At 63.1% G+C, this 18,500-nt stretch carries 18 protein-coding genes; 9 read left to right on the plus strand and 9 right to left on the minus strand.

Annotated elements, in window-relative coordinates:
- Positions 1-4: 4 nt before the first annotated feature.
- Positions 5-1,339, minus strand: coding sequence for an acyclic terpene utilization AtuA family protein (locus NWE53_RS11330; RefSeq protein WP_265054395.1), 1,335 nt, complete (start codon positions 1,337-1,339; stop codon positions 5-7).
- 71 nt (positions 1,340-1,410) lie between these two features.
- Between NWE53_RS11330 and NWE53_RS11335 the strand changes: the two genes are divergently transcribed.
- Both NWE53_RS11335 and NWE53_RS11340 read left to right on the plus strand, forming a co-directional pair.
- A complete protein-coding gene (locus tag NWE53_RS11335; protein ID WP_265054396.1) occupies positions 1,411-2,310 on the plus strand; it encodes a LysR family transcriptional regulator in 900 nt (299 codons plus the stop codon).
- 504 nt (positions 2,311-2,814) lie between these two features.
- Positions 2,815-3,387, plus strand: coding sequence for a hypothetical protein (locus NWE53_RS11340; RefSeq protein WP_265054397.1), 573 nt, complete (start codon positions 2,815-2,817; stop codon positions 3,385-3,387).
- Positions 3,388-3,510: 123 nt separating this feature from the next.
- On the opposite strand, the gene NWE53_RS11345 is transcribed toward NWE53_RS11340, so the two are convergent.
- The 8 genes from NWE53_RS11345 to NWE53_RS11380 form a co-directional block, all read right to left on the minus strand.
- On the minus strand, positions 3,511-4,335 hold the full coding sequence (locus tag NWE53_RS11345; RefSeq protein WP_265054398.1) for an inositol monophosphatase family protein: 825 nt from the start codon (positions 4,333-4,335) through the stop codon (positions 3,511-3,513).
- 21 nt (positions 4,336-4,356) lie between these two features.
- Entirely contained in the window at positions 4,357-5,199 is an 843-nt protein-coding gene (locus NWE53_RS11350; protein WP_265054399.1) for an endonuclease/exonuclease/phosphatase family protein, read from the minus strand.
- A 22-nt stretch (positions 5,200-5,221) separates the two neighbouring features.
- Positions 5,222-6,088 carry a carbohydrate ABC transporter permease gene (locus tag NWE53_RS11355; RefSeq protein WP_265054400.1) on the minus strand — a complete coding sequence of 289 codons (867 nt, stop codon included), beginning with the start codon at positions 6,086-6,088 and terminating at the stop codon, positions 5,222-5,224.
- Complete coding sequence (locus NWE53_RS11360; protein WP_265054401.1) at positions 6,085-6,963, minus strand: carbohydrate ABC transporter permease; 879 nt, start codon at positions 6,961-6,963, stop codon at positions 6,085-6,087. Before NWE53_RS11360 ends, NWE53_RS11355 begins: the two co-directional genes overlap by 4 nt.
- 18 nt (positions 6,964-6,981) lie before the next feature.
- Positions 6,982-8,274, minus strand: coding sequence for an ABC transporter substrate-binding protein (locus NWE53_RS11365; protein WP_265054402.1), 1,293 nt, complete (start codon positions 8,272-8,274; stop codon positions 6,982-6,984).
- 52 nt (positions 8,275-8,326) lie between these two features.
- A complete protein-coding gene (locus NWE53_RS11370) occupies positions 8,327-9,370 on the minus strand; it encodes an ABC transporter ATP-binding protein (RefSeq protein WP_265054403.1) in 1,044 nt (347 codons plus the stop codon).
- Between the two features lie 476 nt (positions 9,371-9,846).
- Positions 9,847-10,368: an MOSC domain-containing protein gene (locus NWE53_RS11375; RefSeq protein ID WP_320109566.1), complete on the minus strand. Its 522-nt coding sequence runs from the start codon at positions 10,366-10,368 to the stop codon at positions 9,847-9,849.
- A gap of 272 nt (positions 10,369-10,640) precedes the next feature.
- On the minus strand, positions 10,641-10,802 hold the full coding sequence (locus tag NWE53_RS11380) for a hypothetical protein (RefSeq protein ID WP_320109567.1): 162 nt from the start codon (positions 10,800-10,802) through the stop codon (positions 10,641-10,643).
- 1,203 nt (positions 10,803-12,005) lie between these two features.
- Between NWE53_RS11380 and NWE53_RS11385 the strand changes: the two genes are divergently transcribed.
- The 7 genes from NWE53_RS11385 to NWE53_RS11415 all read left to right on the plus strand — a co-directional run bounded on the left by NWE53_RS11385 (position 12,006) and on the right by NWE53_RS11415 (position 17,931).
- Complete coding sequence (locus NWE53_RS11385; RefSeq protein ID WP_265054886.1) at positions 12,006-12,395, plus strand: c-type cytochrome; 390 nt, start codon at positions 12,006-12,008, stop codon at positions 12,393-12,395.
- A gap of 435 nt (positions 12,396-12,830) precedes the next feature.
- A complete protein-coding gene (locus NWE53_RS11390) occupies positions 12,831-13,646 on the plus strand; it encodes a cytochrome c oxidase subunit II (RefSeq protein WP_265054405.1) in 816 nt (271 codons plus the stop codon).
- Positions 13,647-13,708: 62 nt separating this feature from the next.
- A complete protein-coding gene (ctaD, locus tag NWE53_RS11395; protein WP_265054406.1) occupies positions 13,709-15,469 on the plus strand; it encodes a cytochrome c oxidase subunit I in 1,761 nt (586 codons plus the stop codon).
- Between the two features lie 11 nt (positions 15,470-15,480).
- A complete protein-coding gene (locus tag NWE53_RS11400) occupies positions 15,481-16,197 on the plus strand; it encodes a cytochrome c oxidase subunit 3 family protein (protein WP_265054407.1) in 717 nt (238 codons plus the stop codon).
- 13 nt (positions 16,198-16,210) lie between these two features.
- A complete protein-coding gene (locus NWE53_RS11405; protein ID WP_265054408.1) occupies positions 16,211-16,933 on the plus strand; it encodes a heme-copper oxidase subunit III family protein in 723 nt (240 codons plus the stop codon).
- A 9-nt stretch (positions 16,934-16,942) separates the two neighbouring features.
- A complete protein-coding gene (locus tag NWE53_RS11410; RefSeq protein WP_265054409.1) occupies positions 16,943-17,278 on the plus strand; it encodes a cytochrome C oxidase subunit IV family protein in 336 nt (111 codons plus the stop codon).
- Positions 17,279-17,367: 89 nt separating this feature from the next.
- Positions 17,368-17,931 (plus strand): PRC-barrel domain-containing protein, encoded by a 564-nt coding sequence (locus tag NWE53_RS11415; RefSeq protein WP_265054410.1) that lies wholly within the window; start codon positions 17,368-17,370, stop codon positions 17,929-17,931.
- Positions 17,932-18,500 lie beyond the last annotated feature (569 nt).

Raw genomic sequence — 18,500 nt, forward strand, 5'->3', positions numbered from 1 at the left:
GACGTCAGGCCTCGAAGAAGCTGAGCTGGGTCGACACCATGGTTTTGGGCACCAGCGCCGATGCGATCGCTACGATGGGTCTGACCGACTTCCAGCACCCGCCACCTCCGGCCGGGCCGTTTGTGTAGAGCGCCTCGACCTCGTCTCCGATCGCCTTCGCATCATCCGCGGCTTCGGTGCGCGCGGCGACACGGATGCGGACCTCGTAAGGTTCGCTCCGGCGCGAGAGCTCGGCGCCGTGCAATGCGTCGACACCGATCAGATCGAAGCGCGCTTCCGTCATGGGGGTACCGCAGAGCGCCAGGCGTTCGCGTACGATATCGAGCGCCAGGCGAGCACGTTCGACCGCACCGCTGCCTGCGTAGGAAATCTGCCCCTCGCCGACAAAACCATCCCGATAGCCGATGGAGACCTTGAGAGAGCCGGGGCTGGGCTCTCCGCTTCCGCCTTCGACGGCCACGCGGTCCCGCCCCGCGCAGCGTACGCGCACATGCGAGAAATCCGCGACGACGTCAGGCTGGAGATAGCGCGCCGGGTCCTCGATCTCGTAGAGCAGTTGCTCCTTCACCGTGGCGGTTGTCACTGCTCCACCCGCCGTGTCGAGCTTCGTCACAATAAGGTCGCCGCTCTCACCGACCTCCCCGATCGGAAATCCCAGACGTGCCAGATTGGGGACATCCTTGACTCCGGGGTCGGCGAAATAGCCGCCGGTGATCTGTCCCGCGCATTCGAGCAGATGGCCGGCGAGAACCCCCTTGCCGAGCTTCTCCCAATCGTCCGCCGCCCAGCCGAATGCATGGATCAAAGGGCCTAGGAACAGGGCGGGATCGGCTGCGCGGCCCGTCACCACGACATCCGCCCCCGCGGCCAGAGCCTCGGCAATCGGGTGCCCGCCGATATAAGCGTTGGCCGAGATCACGCGATCACCAAGGTCGGACAGCGCGCCGCCCTCCAGGAGTGCGGTATCCCTGCGACGGATCGTTTCGAGGATGTCGTCGCCGGTGACCGCCGCAACCTTGAGGCCGGACAAGCCCTGCCGCCGGGCCACATCGCGGACGAGCTCCGCGGCCGCCAGCGGATTGGCGGCCCCCATATTGGTCACGATCCGCGTACCCGCCTCCTGGCACGGCCGAAGCACGGCCAGCATGCGTCGCTCGAGCAGAGGATCGTAACCCTTGGACGCATCGGCGAGCCGCGCCTGTTGGGCCAGAGCGATTGTCCTCTCGGCGAGGCATTCGAACACGAGGTAGTCCAGGCGCCCATGCCGGGCGAGCTCGAGGGCGGGCTCGATGCGATCCCCCGCGAAACCTGCCCCTGCACCAATTCTGATCGTTCTCATGTCGCGCAGGCTGCGGGCAGCACAGCGATTAATCAATTGAAATAATTCAATTGCTCAAATAGCTTTTTACTATGGATCTCAGCCTGCGTCAGATCAAAGCGTTCGTGGCCGTCGCACGGCTGAGCAGTTTCACGCGCGCCGCGGCGTTGCTGCATGTCGCCCAGCCAACATTGACGGTGCAGATCCGGAAACTCGAAGAGACGCTGACGGTCCGGCTCTTTGACCGAACTTCGCGTTCCGTCACCCTGACCCAGGCGGGGCGGGACTTGCTGCCTGTCCTGGGACGATTGGTCCAAGAGCTGGACGGCATCGTCGGCGACGTACGAAGCCAGGGCACCGACTACCAGGGGCTCGTGAAGATCGCCGCGCTGCCGACCGCTGCCGCTGGCCTTTTGCCAAAAGCCATCAAATCCTTTCGCGCCGCTCATCCCGGGGCCGATTTCCGCATAAGGGATGTCATCGCACGCCGCATCCTGTCCTTGGTGGACGCAGAGGAAGTCGACCTTGGAATAACCGGCGGTCCGACGAACATGGCTGACGTCGACGTGCTGCTGGCTCTCGAGGACAGCATGCATGTCGTCTTCCCGCTCGCCCACCCGCTTGCTGAGGCGCAAACGATAACGCCCGACCTATTGCTTCGTTATCCGCTGATCATGATGCATCCCGATACCAGCGTCCGGGCGGTGGTCGAGGCGGGCTTCCACGCAGCCGGTCTGATCCCGACAGCGGCTGGAGAAGCGACCTACATGATGACTGCTGCCGGCATGGTGCACGCGGGCCTGGGCATCACCTTCCTGCCCTCATCCGCAAAGGAGATCGAAGCCTTCCCGACCCTATCCTCGCGCCCGATAGAAGCAGCAGGCTTCGTCAGGCCTATCAGCCTCGTTAAGAAGAGCGGGCGTCCGCTGCCGAGACTTCCTGCGATGTTCGTCAGCCACTTGCGCGAGACGATCGTTGTATCGACTTCGTGAGAGTACCGTGACCAACTACTACCTAGCGCCAATAGCGGAACCTAGTTCGCTGCCCGAAAGCGGACCTTCCGATCTCGATGTTCAAGGCGCTGATCCTTCAGGCGCAGCATAATCTGAGCGACGCGGGGACCGCCTGTCCTGGATGCGTTGCCTGCACTCGATCTTGGCGCTCCGACGCCCGACGAGAACACGATCCGGCACTTCCGCAACAGACTGGCTGAACCGGCACGCTGCGGCGGGCGATGAAGGCCTCCGACTGGCAACTGCAGAAGAAGGGCTACATCCCGATGTCGGGTCAGATCGTCGATGCCTTCCTCGTGCCCGCACCCAAGCAGCGGAACACGGAGCGGAGAAGGAGGCGATCAAGCCTGGCAAGACTGCCCAGGAGATCTGGCCCGATCAACCCAGCAAGGCGGCGCAGAAGGACGTCGATGCGCGCTGGACGCTCAAGATCGGCGGCAAGAATCTGGTACGGCCCGACGGCACGCCCTTGCGCAGATCGCCTTGCCAGCCTTCGGCTATAAAACCCATATCACGATCCACCGTCGTTTCGGCTTCATCCGGGAGAGCGCGGTGACCTCGGCAGCGCATGCCGATGGGCGGATGCTATCGCGCCTGCCGACGCGATGCTTCGCGCCTGGTGGCGACGCAGAACACCGCCTGCGAGGTCTGGGCCGACAGCGCCTACCGATCACAGGGGAAGAAAAGCTCTGCGGCGAAGATGCTGGTCAGCCGAGTCCATCGCCGCAACCGCCCGGACGGCCGATGCCGCAGCATGTCGCGCGCGCCAATGCCGGCAAGTCGGCGATACGGCCTGCGGTCGAGCACGTCGTCGCCCATCAGAAGCGAGTTCACGCTGAGCCTTCTCTGGGAACGGGTCGGCCTAACGGCTCTGCTCAACCATGGGCATCGATTGCGAAGAATGCGACCAGTGCGGCGATTGCCAAGCGCCCGCGCCGACGCAGCAGGCAAGACAAGAATCCGCAAATTCAGGAATGGATTGCTTGTCTCGACGCAAGGATCGATGTTTGCCGTTGTGATAGCCTCGTCGGACAATCAGTCAAATTTAAGATTTAATCACAGCAGCTTAAGCCGATTATCAAAGTCCCTCTCCCACCAACTTTCTCGCGAAGCTTGGGCTCACGGTCGATCTTTCGAAATCCCGTATGTCTGCGGCAGCATCGCAGCCCTGCGTGCCGGTCAGGCGGCCAGGATGGCCCTGATCTGGCGCCAGCTCTCTGCATCGGGCGCGCAGAGCAAGCCGGTGGATGGCCGTCCCGCGCGATAGACGCTGCCGTCAAGCATCCGGGCATGCCCACCGGCCTCGCTGAAAAGCAGTGCGCCCGGCGCGTGATCCCAGGGATTCAGGACACCGTAGAGCAGGAAATCGCAACGCCCTCCGGCCGCGAGCCGGTATTCCTGCCCGCAGCAACGCAGCGACGAAACATTCGCGAAGGCCGGGAATCGCCCGGGAAGCGCGTTGCGGAGCAGTTCGGGAAAATACTGCCAGCTGACCATGCCGCTCATCGCCGCTGGCGTTGCCGCCTTGCCGACGCGCAGGTCGCGAGCTTCGCCACCACATCCGCGCAGCCAGGCACCTTCCCCCCGCAGGGCGAGCGCGCTGTCGGCGAGGATGGGGTCGTGGATCACAGCCGCCACGGTTTCGCCCTTGACGGTGGCGGCTGCCATGACGGCGAAAAGCGGCAAGTCGGAGGCATAGTTCAGCGTGCCGTCGATCGGATCGATCACGAAGGCGAGCTCAGCATCCGCCAATTGGCTCAGCACCGCCGGATCACGCGTCGCCGCCTCCTCGCCGACCAGCAGCGCGCCGGGAAACGCCCGCTCGAGCTCGGCATAGATGAAGCGCTCCGCCGCTTCGTCGGCTTCCGTCACGAGATCGCCTGGCGCGGACTTTGCGCGGACATCCCCCTGCGCCAGCTTGCGGAAGCGCGGCATGACCTCGCGGCGCGCGGCCTCAATGAGAATGCTGTCGAGCCTGTCGTGGTCCTGCCGCGTGAAGATCATCACAGTACCGCCTGCCCGCGCTCAGCCGGCATCGAACGCGACCAGGATCGGCTGATGATCCGAGGCGCGCGTCTCGACGTCGCAGACGATGCTGCGGGCTCGGGCGGCCAGATCGGGCGTCGCCAGCACATAGTCGAGGCAGCCCGGCGGACCAAAGGTCTGGTCGACGATGAAGGCGGTAGGCGGCGGCGGGGCCTCCCCCATCAGCGCCGGCCAGAGATCGGCAAGCGTTGGCGTTTCGCTATCGAAGGGGGCCATCAGCCGCGCCAGTGACGGATCGTCGGGCCGCATGTTGAGATCGCCGGTCAGGATCGCGCTCGCCGTGTTCGGCGTCGGCGCATAGGTGTGCTGCCCAGGCGCTCGCGGCGTGCGTGCACGGGCTGCCGCCATGCGATGAGCCTCGCGGATGCCCTCGACCTGTGCCGCGCGCAGCGCAGGCGAGGAATATTCGAGATGCGTCGTCATCACCCGCACCGACCCGAACGGCGCCACGACGACCGCCTCGACCAGCACGCGCGGCATGTTGCTCGTCGCCGCCGCCTCCCAGGGCAGGAGGTGGCGCAGTGCCTGCGCGACGGGGTAGCGACTCAGGATCAGGTTGCCGAAGCGCTTGCGCCCGCCCTTGCCGTCATCGACATCAACCCCGATGCCCTCGATCGCAGTGAAGCCCGGCAGGAGTTGCGAAAACAGCGCGAACTGGTCCGTCGTATCGTTGCCATCGAGATCGGGGAAATTGGCCGCGACCTCCTGTAGGCAGAGCACGTCGAAATCCGCCATCGCGCGGGCGTGTTCGATGATCCGGCGCGGATCGACGACATCGTCCGTCCCCCGCGCCCATTGGATGTTCCAGGTGATCAACTTCATCTGATCAGCTTCGCCCGATGCCTTATTTGATCCCTGCGCGCATAAAGCTCTGCACGAACTGACGCTGGAACAGCAGGAAGCCGACGAGCAGAGGCGCCGAGGTCATCAGGGTCGCAGCGCAGATCACCGCCCAGTCGATGCCCTGATCGCTTGACGAGAACACTTGCAGGCCGACGGTCAGCGGCCGTGATTCGACCGAATTCGTGACCAGCAGCGGCCAGAGGAAGTTGTTCCAGTGGTAGCTGACCGAGACCAGCCCATAGGCGATATAGGTCGGCTTCGCGAGCGGAACATAGACCTTGATCAGCACCTGCAGCGGGCTCGCGCCCTCGACGCGAGCGGCATCGTCGAGCTCCTTGGGTACGGTCTTGAACGTCTGCCTGAGCAGAAAGATGCCGAAGGCCGAGGCGATGTAGGGCAGCGCGATCGCGGGAATGGTGTCGATCAGGTTGACTTTGGCGAGCGTGCGGTAGTTCTCGACGATCAGCGCATCCGGCATGATCATCAGCTGGGCCAGGATCAGCGCGAAGGCAACGTCGCGCCCCCAGAAATCCTGCCGCGCTAGCGCATAAGCCGCGAGCGTCCCCAGCACAAGCTGGAAGGCGAGGATCATCGTCACCAGGATGAAGGTGTTGAGGAAATAGCGGGCGAAGGGCGCCGCCGCCCAGGCGCGGGCGAAATTGTCCAGCGTCAGCGGCGCGGTGAGAACGAAGCGCGTCGTATATTCGGCCGGGTGGAAGGCGGCCCAGACTGCATAGGCCAGCGGCAGGACCCAGAGCAGCGCGAGCAGGATCGCCCCGGTCGATTCCAGCGTCAGCGAGAGACCCTTCGGAGCGTAGGGGTCGGTGCGCGCCGCATGCGCGGCCGGCTGCGCGACGGGAGCGCTCATCGATAATGCGTCCTGCGCTCGAGGATGCCGTATTGGACGAAGGCGACGAGCGCGAGCAGCGCCAGCAGCACACAGGTCAGCGTCGCCGCATAGGCCGTATCCCAGAAGCTGAAGCCGACCTGATAGATGTAGAACAGCAAAAGCGTGGTCGCGTTGTCGGGCCCGCCGCGCGTCATGACGAAGATATGGTCGACCATGCGGAAGGCGTTGATCACGGCGTTGATCAGCACGAACAGCGTCGTCGGCATCAGCAGCGGGAACTGGATCCGCCGAAAGTAAGTCCAGCGCGAGGCGCCCTCAATCGCGGCCGCCTCGCCCAGGCTCGGCGGCAGGGCCTGGAGCGCCGCGAGGTAGAAGATCATGAAGAAGCCGGCTTCCTTCCAGATCGCCACTATGGTGATGGCGGAAAGCGCCGTGTCCTGGGAACCCAGCCAGTTGGTGTTGCGCCCGCCGAAGAATCCGACGATCTGTTCCAGCAGCCCGTATTGCGGGGTGAAGAAGAACAGCCAGATATTGGCCACCGCGATCATCGGCAGGATCGTCGGCGTGAAGAAAGCCATTCGCACCCAGGTCCGCCCGACGATCTTGTCGTTGACCCAGACCGCCATCAGCAGTGCGAGCGCGATCGAGGCCGGAATCGTGCCGAGCGCGAACCAGAGATTGTTCGACATCGCCTTCCAGAAGATCGGGTCGGCGAGCATCTGCTCGTAGTTGTCGAGGCCGACGAAGCGCGCCGGGCGGCGCGCCTTGGCTGTCGAATGGAAGCTCTCGATCAGGCTCGCGACCGCCGGCCAATGCGTGAAGAGCACAAGGCAGGCCATGGCAGGCAGCAAAAGCAGCCAGCCGTGGACCGTGGCGGTCGCGCGGTTGTTCATCGCCAAAAGGTCTTGACCTCAGCGATACGGCTTCAGGATGCGCTCGGCCTCGGCCTGCGCGTCCTCCATCGCCTTCTGCGGCGCCTTGGTGCCGGTCAGCACCGCCTGCAACCCATCGTTCAGCGCCTTGGTGACGCGCTGGTTCTCATGGGTCGAGAGCTCGGCCACGGCATTGGGCAGTTGGTCGCGCGCCACCAGCGCCTGCGGGAAATCGGCGACGTATTTCTTCATCGCCTCCGTCTCGTAGGAGGCGGGTGTCACCGCCACATAGCCGGTTTCGATGCTCCATTGGGCCGCGCGCTCCGGCGTCGTGATCCAGCGCACGAACTTGACGGCGGCTTCCTGCTCGGCGGGCGTGGCCTTCTTGGACAGGTAGAAATTGCCGCCGCCCGTCGGACTGCCGAAGCGTTTGCCGGCCGGCAGCAGCCCGACGCCGAAGGGAAACTTGGCGTTGGCGCGCACATTGGTCAGGTTGCCGGTGGTGGTCCACATCATCGCGACCTTCTTCTCGAAGAAGTCCTTCGGCGTGGTGCCCCATTCGACGATGCCGGTCGGGTGCACCTTGTACTTCTGCGCGAGGTCGACCCAGTATTGCAGCGCCTCGACGACACCCGGATTGGCGAAGTCGGTCTTGTCGCCGGCGGCATTGGCGAGGATCGCGCCGGCCTGCGTCGAGAGGCCCTGGAACAGCCAGTAGGGGAAGCCTGAGGACGGGATCTGGATGCCCCATTGCGTGACATTGCCGGCAGCGTCGCGCTTGGTCAGCTTCTGCGCGAATTCGACCTGCTCGGCCCAGTTCTTCGGGGGCTTGTCGGGGTCGAGCCCGGCCTCCTTGAACAGCTCCTTGTTCCAGTACAGCACCACCGTCGAGCGCTGGAACGGAATGCCCCAGGTCTTGCCGCCGGACTGGCTGTTTTCCATGAAACCGGGGAAGAATGAGCCGAGCCACTTCTTGTCGTCGTCGCTCTTGATGAAGCTGTCGAAGGGCACGACGGCCTCTTCGTCGATTAGCGTGAACATGTCGGTCGAGAGCAGCACCGAGAGCACCGGCGGGGTGCCGCTCTTATGCGCGGTCAGCGCCTTGACGATGGTCTCCTGATAGGTGCCGGCATAGATCGGCTTGACCTTGATCGAGGGATTTTCCTTCTCGAAGCCGGCGGCATAGGCATCGATCAGCTTGGTGATCGGCCCGCCGACCGCGACCGGGTAGAAAAAGGAGATCTCCGTTGCCTGCTGCGCGAGGGCAAGGCCCGGCAGGGCCAGAGATCCCGCGAGCGCGGCAGCGCCGCCCAACACTTCACGCCTGTCCATTTTGTAGTCCTCCCCTGTGAGATGGCTCGCGCCCGACCCTTGTAAGCAGGTCCTAACCCCGAACCACTTTGCGCTCGGACGCCTGGTCGAACCAGTGCAGTCCCGATTGTGACAATGTGATGTAGACCTTTTCGCCCGGCTTCGTCCGCACCTTGCCGGGGCGCCGGACGATGAAGCCATGCCCGCCGATGCGGGTTTCAACCAGCGTATCGGCACCGAGATATTCCACCGCGACCACATCGGCCGCGATGCCGCTGTCGCCGAGTTCGGTCATCTCGGGGCGGATGCCGACGGCAAGCTTGGCCGGGTCGAGGCCCGGCGGCGGCGTCAACTGCCCCACACTACCGGCCGCCACAATGGCCGACAGCGGCACGACATTCATCGGCGGCGTTCCCACGAAGCGCGCGACGAAGATGCTCGCCGGATTCTCGTAGATCTCGTCGGGCGGCGCATCCTGTTCGATGCGGCCGTTGCGCATCAGCACGACCTGGTCGGCCATGGTCATCGCCTCGACCTGGTCATGCGTGACATAGACCATGGTGATCCCCAGCCGCTGTTGGAGCTCGCGAATCTCGCGGCGCATCTCGACCCGAAGCTGCGCATCCAGATTCGAAAGCGGCTCGTCCATCAGGCAGACGGGAGCCTCGGCGACTATCGCGCGCCCGAGCGCGACGCGTTGCTGCTGCCCACCCGACAGTTGTGAAGGCTTGCGGTCGAGCAGACCACCCAGCCCGAGAATATCGGCGGCCCGCGCCAGCCGCGCATCGCGCTCGGCGCGCGGGACCTTCCGCACCTGCAATCCGAAGGCGATGTTCTCCGCGACCGACAGATGCGGAAACAGCGCGTAGTTCTGGAACACCATCGCGATGCCGCGCTTCGATGGCGGGGCGTAGGTGACATCGCGCCCGCCGATCATGATCGCGCCGCTGCTGGTGTCCTCTAGCCCGGCGATCAGGCGTAGCGTCGTCGACTTTCCACAGCCGGACGGCCCCAGCAGCGCGACGAGCTTGCCGCCCTCCACGGCGAAGCTGACCTCGTCGACCGCGGCAGCGCCGCCCCAGGTTTTCGAAACGGCTTTCAGCTCAACAGAAACCATGCGCTATCCGGTTTGCCGCACCAAATGCCATCTTGGAGCCGGCACATGATCTGCTGTTCCCTCTTGACCAGGAGCATGAGGCCAAAACGCGCCAATGCACAAGGGCATGCCTATGCTCGGAAAGTAGCACGGCGGAGCTCCCGGACTGGGGTTTTACGTCAGAACTTTAACCCTCGTAGCGAGCAAAGCCCCACCCGCCGCCGCTGGTGTGCCGCCGGCCGATGCGCGCTTCGTTGCGCATTTCGATCGCTGATCAAAGGGTAACTTGCCTCCTGACCTTCACGAACCGACGCGTCGCTCAGTCCTGACAAGTCAACCAGCGGCGTGTCGTGCCCGGGGGTGAAGCTCAAGCTCATGTGCGTCGGCACGCCCGAAGACTGGCAGCCTTTCTCGAACCCTAGCAGCGACGTGGCACATACATTTCCGCAGCCACGTGCTCACTTTCGGATAGGTGTGATCTGGTGTGCACTCGTAAGCTACCGGCGGAAATGGGCCGCGACGGCGGTTGGAAGCGGGGCTACGTCATCGCCGACGCCGATGGTTCCGCTTACGACAATGCGGGCTGTGATGCCGCCGAGTCCCCGCACTGCATTGTATCCGCCTACCCCCAAGATTTCTTCCATGCGAGAGCACGGATGACACTCTCCGGTCGTTTCCAAGACAGTGGAACCGATCTTGAATCGCTTCTCCTTGAGAGCGAGCAGATTGATGCCGCAGGTTACGACGTTGCGCCGCAAATCCTCGGGAAAAACTTGCGGGCGCCCGATGTGGCTCGCGATCGCGGCGAGGTGTTCGGCCTGAACCAAGGTCACTTGCCGCGCGCCTGCGGCCCGGACGTAGCGATCACCAATGATACCCTGCACCAGATCAAGATCCGCGCTTTGTACAGGAAGCATTGGCTCTCGGCGGCGCGGCCGGAGGCCAATCCAAATAACCTGCCCCGGTTTCACCGGGGCGTTCAAGAGTTGGGAAAGGGCAGACGAGGGATTGAGAGCCATAACGTCACGCCGAGCAAGCGAGTATCTGCCTCGCGTTTCTGGCGAGGAGCCGACGACGCTTCCGAATGGTGCCACTTCGCTTTCTCAAGGGACAATCCTTGTCGCTGTTCGAGATCGCTGACCACCAATTCATTCTTAGCACAAGCTGCTCAGCTCAAGACAGGCGGGCGCCAGTTGCCGACGTTCCAAGGCCGCCGGAAGGCGGAACTCAGCCAACTGCAGGGCTCAGCAGACTAAGCGAACGCAACATAGGTGAATACCGGCTTCCAACTTCAGAAGCTGATCCTGATCTGAGCGCTTCCGCCGAGGCGTCTGGTGTTGGCGGAGAGCTCGCTGTCGAGGCGGACGCCAAGGGTGACCCGCTCACCGAGTCTGGCATTGAGCCCGGCCGCGAGCAGAGCGGCGTTGGTGGCGGGCCTCGTGCCTTGTGTCACGAAGCTCGCTCCGGGCAGCGCGATCAGGCCTGCGGTGATCTCAGCATCCCGCTGGAAGCCGCGCCCAGGAGGCGCGATCTATCAATCCTTGTCGATCTTGCCTAGAAGTATCGCCCTTGTGGGCGTCAGCCCAGTCGCGGATCTCTGACGTGAGACGACTGAACTCCTGGCCCCTTCGGACCCCTCAAGTCCGTCGCTTAGCGCCGCCGCGCGCGAGGGCCGCACGATACTCGTCCTGTCATTGGACTGCTCCGACATCATGTGAGCTCAACCGGCCCCGCCGATTGTTCATCGAGCAATTCGGCCGCCGCCCGAATGAGCGCTTCCGGAGGCGTCATGTCTTCCTGCAGATGCCATTCGACAAAATCGCGGCCCTTACCGGATCGCTCCGCGAGGAGCGCAACCCAATCGCGTTCCGGGTTAGCGGAGGAACGCCTTCAGCCTGACCGGTTCGCAGTGAGTGATCCCGTCGGAGGAGTCGGTCGACTTCGAGAAGGCCGAAAGCGGGGCGTCAAGCCGAAGGCGGTGGTGGAGTTGCAGGGGCCTTGTTTAGGAGAGTTGCTCTTCACCACTCAGCCTCGCGCCGAGTGGTGAATTGATTCTGACAAGAAGGCATCGGCGAGTTGCAGGGATAGCACCTAACCGAACGTCGACGACCGGTCATGGCTCCCAACAGCATATGTTGAAGTGCCCGGTGCGCCGCCCACATTTGCCTGAGGTGCGAGCGCTTTCCGATCGAGTTTTGTCGCAACGAAAAGGGATAGCGGATTGATCGCGCCGCTGTACCGTCTGAGTGCCGACGAAGCTAGGGCCGACGGCGCGAAGACCCCAGCATCGCAGCGACGGCGGCCCTGGCGTTCCAGAGGCATGATCTCGCGCTTCAAAAGCTCGCCCTAATTGCCTACATAAACTCGGAAATACTTTGTAGCCTATGGCGCCACCCTCTGATGTGGACGATGGCTACGGTGTTCCTTCCTGATAGCAGCCGGCTGACCGAGCGAGGCTACGGACGTGTTGCGCACGTTCGCCGCCCGTTGGGGCGGCGAACGAAATTGGCCCCATTTCGGACTCTGGGAGCGTCTGCTGTCGGGCACCTTGGATTGGAGGCAGGCCGGCAATGATGTAGACATATTGCGAAAGGTTGTGCGGCTTGACCGCCCGCCCGGCGGAAAGGTCGCTTCCGAATTCGAGGGAGAACCTTCGATGCTGCGCTCGACCTTGATGGCCTCGTTGATGCTTGCGGCCCTGTCCCATCCAGCCAAGGCGGCCGGCGAGCCCGCCGCGGGTGAGAAGGTCTTTCAAAAATGCCGTGCCTGCCACCAGATCGGGGAAACGGCGAAGAACGCCGTCGGGCCGAGATTGAACGGCCTCCTCGGTCGGCCGGCGGGATCGATCGAGGGCTACAGTTATTCGGCCGCCAATAAGAGCTCCGGCATCGTGTGGGACGAGCCCACGTTCCGGGATTACATCAAGGCGCCGCAGGTAAAGATCCCAAGCACCAAGATGGTGTTCCCGGGCCTAAAAACCGATCAGGAAATCGACGACATCGTTGCCTTCCTCAAGCAATTTGACGCTGACGGAAAGAAAAAATAGCCTTATCGGCGCTTGAAGCAGCCGTGACGACTCCGGGCTGCGATATCGGATCGATTGACAACTCCCGCGAGCAGGACGACAACATGAGGCGACTATGGGCTGGAGGCTTGAGTGTCCTGCGGCCTGGCTGAGAGCTTATGCGTCAGATGCGACGCGTGGTCGTCCAAGCGAACCATAGGTTCGGCGATGGCGAACAGGAAGCAAAACTTGCAGCCCGACGGTGCGTTCGCTCGAGCCCGCGCCCCACGGCAGTCATGTGCCTTCCCTAATGTTGTTGTCCTCGTCCGTTTTAAGCTGACGGCCCGATTCACCTCGGGCCGCAACACCGTTCTCATGTCGAAAGTGAGCGCGTTTACGTAGCGCCGCGGCGCGTTACTCATGCTGCGGCATTGCCTGATTCCTGTTCGTTGCCGCCCTCGGCAAGGATGAAAAGGGATGGGTATCGCGGTCGTCCTAGCTCTGGTCGTGATCGGCTCAGTGGTGTTCCACTTCCTGAGTCCGTGGTGGTGGACGCCGATCGCCTCCAACTGGGGCTATATCGACGATACCATCATCATCACGTTCTGGATTACCGGCGCCGTCTTTGCGGCTGTCGTGCTGTTCATGGCCTATTGCACCTTCCGCTTTCGCCACCGCGAGGGCAGCCGCGCCGCCTATGAGCCCGAGAACAAGAGGCTCGAATGGTGGCTCGCGATCGGCACCGGCGTCGGCGTCGCCGCCATGCTCGCGCCCGGCCTCATCGTCTGGCACCAGTTCGTCACGGTTCCGAAGGACGCCACCATGGTCGAGGTCATCGGCCAGCAGTGGCAATGGGCCTACCGGCTGCCGGGCGCCGATGGCAAACTCGGCGCCTCCGATGTCGCCCATATCACCCCGGAGAACCCGCTGGGCGTCGATCCGAAAGACCCGCACGGGCAGGACGACGTCGTCATCCAGGGTGACAACCTCCATCTCCAGCTCGGCAAGCCGGTGAAGATGCTGCTGCGCGCGGTGGATGTCGTGCACGATTTCTACGTGCCGGAGTTCCGCGCCAAGATGGACATGATCCCAGGCAGCGTCACCTATTACTGGTTCACGCCGACGCTGGCCGGCACTTTCGACGTGCTTTGCGCCGAGCTCTGCGGCACCGGCCACACCTTCATGCGCGGCAATGTCGTGGTCGAGCTGGAGGGCAAGTACCAGACTTGGCTGCAGCAGCAGAAAACCTTCGCCCAGCTTCAGGCGCCCGCCAGGGCGGAGGCGAAGAACTAGGGCTAGATGCGGGGCGAACCCCGGAACGGGACTTCGCCCCCGCGAGGAGTGGAGATGGTCCGATGGTCGACGTAATGCACGGCGCCCCTGAACCGCTACCGGCGGCCGAAGTCGACGATGTCGAACTCTATCACCCGCATAGCTGGATGACGAAGTACGTCTTCTCGCAGGATGCGAAGATCATCGCCATCCAATATTCCATGGTGGCACTGTCGATCGGCCTTGTCGCCCTGGTCCTGTCCTGGCTGATACGGCTGCAGCTCGGCTTCCCGGGGACATTCTCTTTCATCGACCCGGATCGCTACTACCAGTTCATCACCATGCATGGGATGATCATGGTGATCTACTTGCTGACCGCCCTGTTCCTCGGCGGCTTCGGCAACTATCTCATTCCGCTGATGCTCGGCGCGCGGGACATGGTGTTCCCCTATTTGAACATGCTGAGCTTCTGGATCTACCTGCTCGCCGTGCTGGTTCTCGTCACCGGCTTCTTCGTGCCGGGCGGCCCGACTGGCGCGGGATGGACCCTCTATCCGCCGCAAGCGATCCTGGCCAACACGCCCGGCCAGCAATGGGGCATCGTCGTGTTGCTCGTCTCGCTCATCCTCTTCATCATCGGTTTCACGATGGGCGGGCTGAACTATGTCGTGACCATCCTGCAAGGGCGCGCCCGGGGCATGACGCTGATGCGCATGCCACTGACGATCTGGGGCATCTTCACGGCGACCGTCATGGCGCTGCTCGCCTTTCCCGCACTCTTCGTCGGCGCCGTGATGATGCTGCTCGACCGGCTGATCGGCACGAGCTTCTTCATGCCGGCCATCGTCGCGATGGGCGAGCGGCTGGCTTATAAGGGCGGCAGCCCGATCCTGTTCCAGCACCTGTTCTGGTTCTTCGGGCATCCGGAGGTCTACATCGTCGCGCTGCCGGCCTTCGGCATCGTCTCCGATCTGATCAGCACCCATGCGCGCAAGAACATCTTCGGCTACCGCATGATGGTGTGGGCGCTAGTGGCAATCGGCGCGCTCAGCTTCGTCGTCTGGGCGCACCACATGTACGTCAGCGGGATGCACCCCGCCTTCGGGTTCTTCTTCGCCACCACGACACTGATCATTGCGATCCCGACCGCGATCAAGGTCTATAACTGGGTGCTGACGCTCTGGCGCGGCGACATCCATTTCACAGTGCCGATGCTGTTCGCCCTCGGCTTCATCGTCACCTTCGTCAATGGCGGGCTCACCGGCCTGTTTCTCGGCAATGTCGTCGTCGACGTGCCGCTCTCCGATACGATGTTCGTCGTCGCCCATTTCCACATGGTGATGGGCATCGCGCCGATCCTCGTGATCTTCGGCGCGATCTACCATTGGTATCCGAAGGTCACCGGGCGGATGCTCGATGACGCGCTCGGGAAGCTGCATTTCTGGATCACCTTCCTCGGGGCCTACCTGATTTTCTTCCCGATGCACTATATCGGGCTGATGGGCGTGCCGCGCCGCTATCACGAGATCGGCGAGATGGCCTTCATCCCGCCTTCGGTGGGGACGCTGAACGCCTTCATCACGATCGTCGCCCTGATCGTCGGCGCCGCCCAGCTCGTCTTCCTGTTCAACCTCGTCTGGAGCGTCAGGCACGGCCGGCCGGCCGGCGGCAATCCCTGGCGCGCGACCACGCTGGAATGGCAGACGCCGACGACGCCGCCGCCGCACGGCAATTGGGGCAAGACCCTGCCGGTGGTCTACCGCTGGGCCTATGATTACAGCGTGCCTGGCGCCGCGCAGGATTTCCTGCCGCAGAACCAGCCGCCGACCCCGCTGACCGCGTGAGGAGAGGCGCGATGGGCGTGGTCCTCGTCTTCATGGTCATCGTGGCAGCCTTCGCTGGCTGGTGGCTCTCGCGTCAACGCCTGGCTTCCAAGCCCTGGCTCGAGGTCGGAGTTATCGGCGATGCCGCGGAGCCGTCTTCGCCGGCGACGGCGAAGCTCGGCCTCGGCGCCTTCCTCGTCGTCGCCAGCTCGCTTTTTGCGCTGCTCGTGAGCGCCTACTCGATGCGCATGGGCATGGCGGATTGGCGCGCGCTGCCGATGCCGACCGTGCTCTGGTTCAGCACCGGACTTCTGATCCTCGCGAGCGTCGCGCTTTACATGGCGGTGATCGCCGCGCGCTGCGACGAGCTCGGCCATCTTCGCTCCAGCCTCGTTGCCGCGGGCGTGTGCTCGCTCGCCTTCCTTGCCGCTCAGGTGCTGGCGTGGCGCGAGCTTGCCGCCTCCGGCTATTTCACGGCGGCCAACCCCGCCAGCGCCTTCTTCTACCTGGTCACGGCGATTCATGGCGCGCATATGCTGGGCGGGCTCGTGGCGCTTTGCCGGACTTCCGCCGGAGTGTTCGCCGCACCGAAGGACATCGCCCCGAAGACGATGGGCGAGCTGACCCTCAGCGTCGAGCTCTGTGCCATCTACTGGCATTTCCTGCTGCTGGTCTGGCTCGTCCTGTTCAGCCTGCTGATGCGCTGGACGGACGATCTCATCGAGATCTGCCGCGGATTGCTGAGTTAGCGAGGAGAGGCCGATGAATGAGGTCGCGCCCACCACCCTGAATGCCAAGGTCGGTCGCGCCCCCGGCTGGCAGGGCATCGTGGCGGACTGGTCGTCCGATCAGCGGGCCTTCACGAACGTCTCATGGGGGAAGGCCATGATGTGGATCTTCCTGCTCAGCGACACCTTCATCTTCGGCACGTTCCTCATCTCCTACATGACAGTGAGGATGTCGACGACCGTGCCCTGGCCCAATCCGAGCGAGGTCTTCGCTCTTGAGATCGCCGGCCACCACCTTCCGCTGATCCTGATCGCGATCATGACCTTCGTCCTGATCAGTAGTAGCGGCACGATGGCGATGGCGGTCAATTTCGGCTATCGCCGCGACCGTAGGAAGACGGCGATCCTGATGCTGGTGACCGCCGTGCTCGGCGCGACCTTCGTCGGCATGCAGGCCTTCGAATGGTCGAAGCTGATCTCGGAAGGCGTCCGCCCCTGGGGTAATCCCTGGGGCGCGGAGCAGTTCGGCTCCAGCTTCTTCATGATCACCGGCTTCCACGGCACCCATGTCACGATCGGCGTGATCTTCCTGATCATCATCGCCCGTAAGGTCTGGCGCGGCGATTTCGACCAGGAGCGGTGCGGGTTCTTCACCAGCCGGAAGGGACGCTACGAGATCGTCGAGATCACCGGGCTCTATTGGCACTTCGTCGATCTCGTCTGGGTGTTCATCTTCGCGCTGTTCTATCTCTGGTGAGTGGTCGACATGGCACAGGCCGCAGCTCATACCGACGCACAACAGCATCCGATCAGGCTTTATCTCGTGGTCTGGGCCTGGCTTTTCATCCTCAGCGCCTGCTCTTACCTGGTCGATTACTTCGGTCTCGTCGGCTATCTCAGATGGTCGCTGATCCTGATCTTCATGGCGCTCAAGGCCGGGCTGATCGTCGCCGTCTTCATGCACATGGCCTGGGAGCGACTGGCGCTGAGCTATGCGATCCTCGTCCCGCCGCTGGTTTTGTTGGTCTTCGTCGGAATCATGGTCTTCGAATCGAACTACACGCTCTTCACCCGGCTGGCGTTCTTCGTGGCCGGTTCATGACGGGCGGTCTGGAGGCTCGGTCACCATGGATGCCGCAGCCGGATGGCGCACCAGCCCACCAGGCTGTGTTTCAGTAGAGGGAGGCGCTCATGAGAACCTACTGCTTGTTCCAAGCGGTGAACTCCCGTGACCTACGCGGCTTCACCGAGGAGCCCACCGGCGCCAGCTTGCCTCCGGATCTTGGGCCGTGGACCCTCGTGCGGGAGATCCGACCCGACGCGGAATGGACCCCGAAAGTCAGCAGGGCGGTCGTTGCGGCCGGCATCATCGAGAATGGCTTCTATCTCTGGGGGCCGGTCGAGCGGCCAGCGGCAGCGCACCTGTTCATCGAAAGTGATCGCGTCGCAGGGACCGCCGTATTCGACCGCAAGTACGATCAGATCGGCACCATCAAGCGCTTGTTGATTGAGAAGGTCAGTGGTCGCGTATTCTTCGTCGATGTGACGTTTGGAGGATTTCTCGGCATTGGCAGCCACCACGTTACGATCCCATGGGAAAAGCTCGTCTACGACAAGGAGCTCGAGGGCTATCGCACCGACATCACCGAGGCCCAGGTCCGAGGCGCCGCGACCCTCTATGGGGACGGAAGAGTTTCACCAGACCAAAAACGTCAGCAGGAAATGAGGGACTATTGGAACGACCTTCCCCAATGACACGCCATTTTCCGACGACTTATCGCCAACGGGTAATTGTTGCGAATACGGTCTGAAGTAGAGGCGAGGATACGCTTCTGTCTCATTGACAGACACGGCGCGTCTAGGGTCTCTTTTCTCAACCGAAGCTCGCTACTATGTCGGGATACTGGAGCGTTTCAATCGCTGGCGGAACCGAAATCGTCGGTCTTCCGCCGATTGAGGCCTCCGATTCAGGTTTGCTGTGAAGGCCCGCTTTCAGGCGAGGACCCAGAGTCCGCTGGCGCCCGGCTGATACTGAGCTGTTCCGCCAAGAACGTTCCTTTTCGGTTGCGGCCGGTCTTTCAGCGCGCCGAACAGCTCATACGGCGTCACCGCTGGATGTGTGACCCACATCACATTCAATTCCCCCGAGGTGCGTATCCATAGCGCTGGATTGAACCCCGGAGCGTGCCACATGCCCCCCACTTTCGATCACAAACTTGCGCTATTCCATCGCAATACCATTCAACAAATGCGGAGCGTTGGGCTATCGGCTTATCTTCTAAGAGAAGATGGCAGCGTCATACGCTTTAAGCCTGATGGACAAA

Origin of the sequence: Bosea sp. NBC_00550, assembly GCF_026020075.1 — a bacterium.
Taxonomy (GTDB): Bacteria; Pseudomonadota; Alphaproteobacteria; order Rhizobiales; family Beijerinckiaceae; genus Allobosea.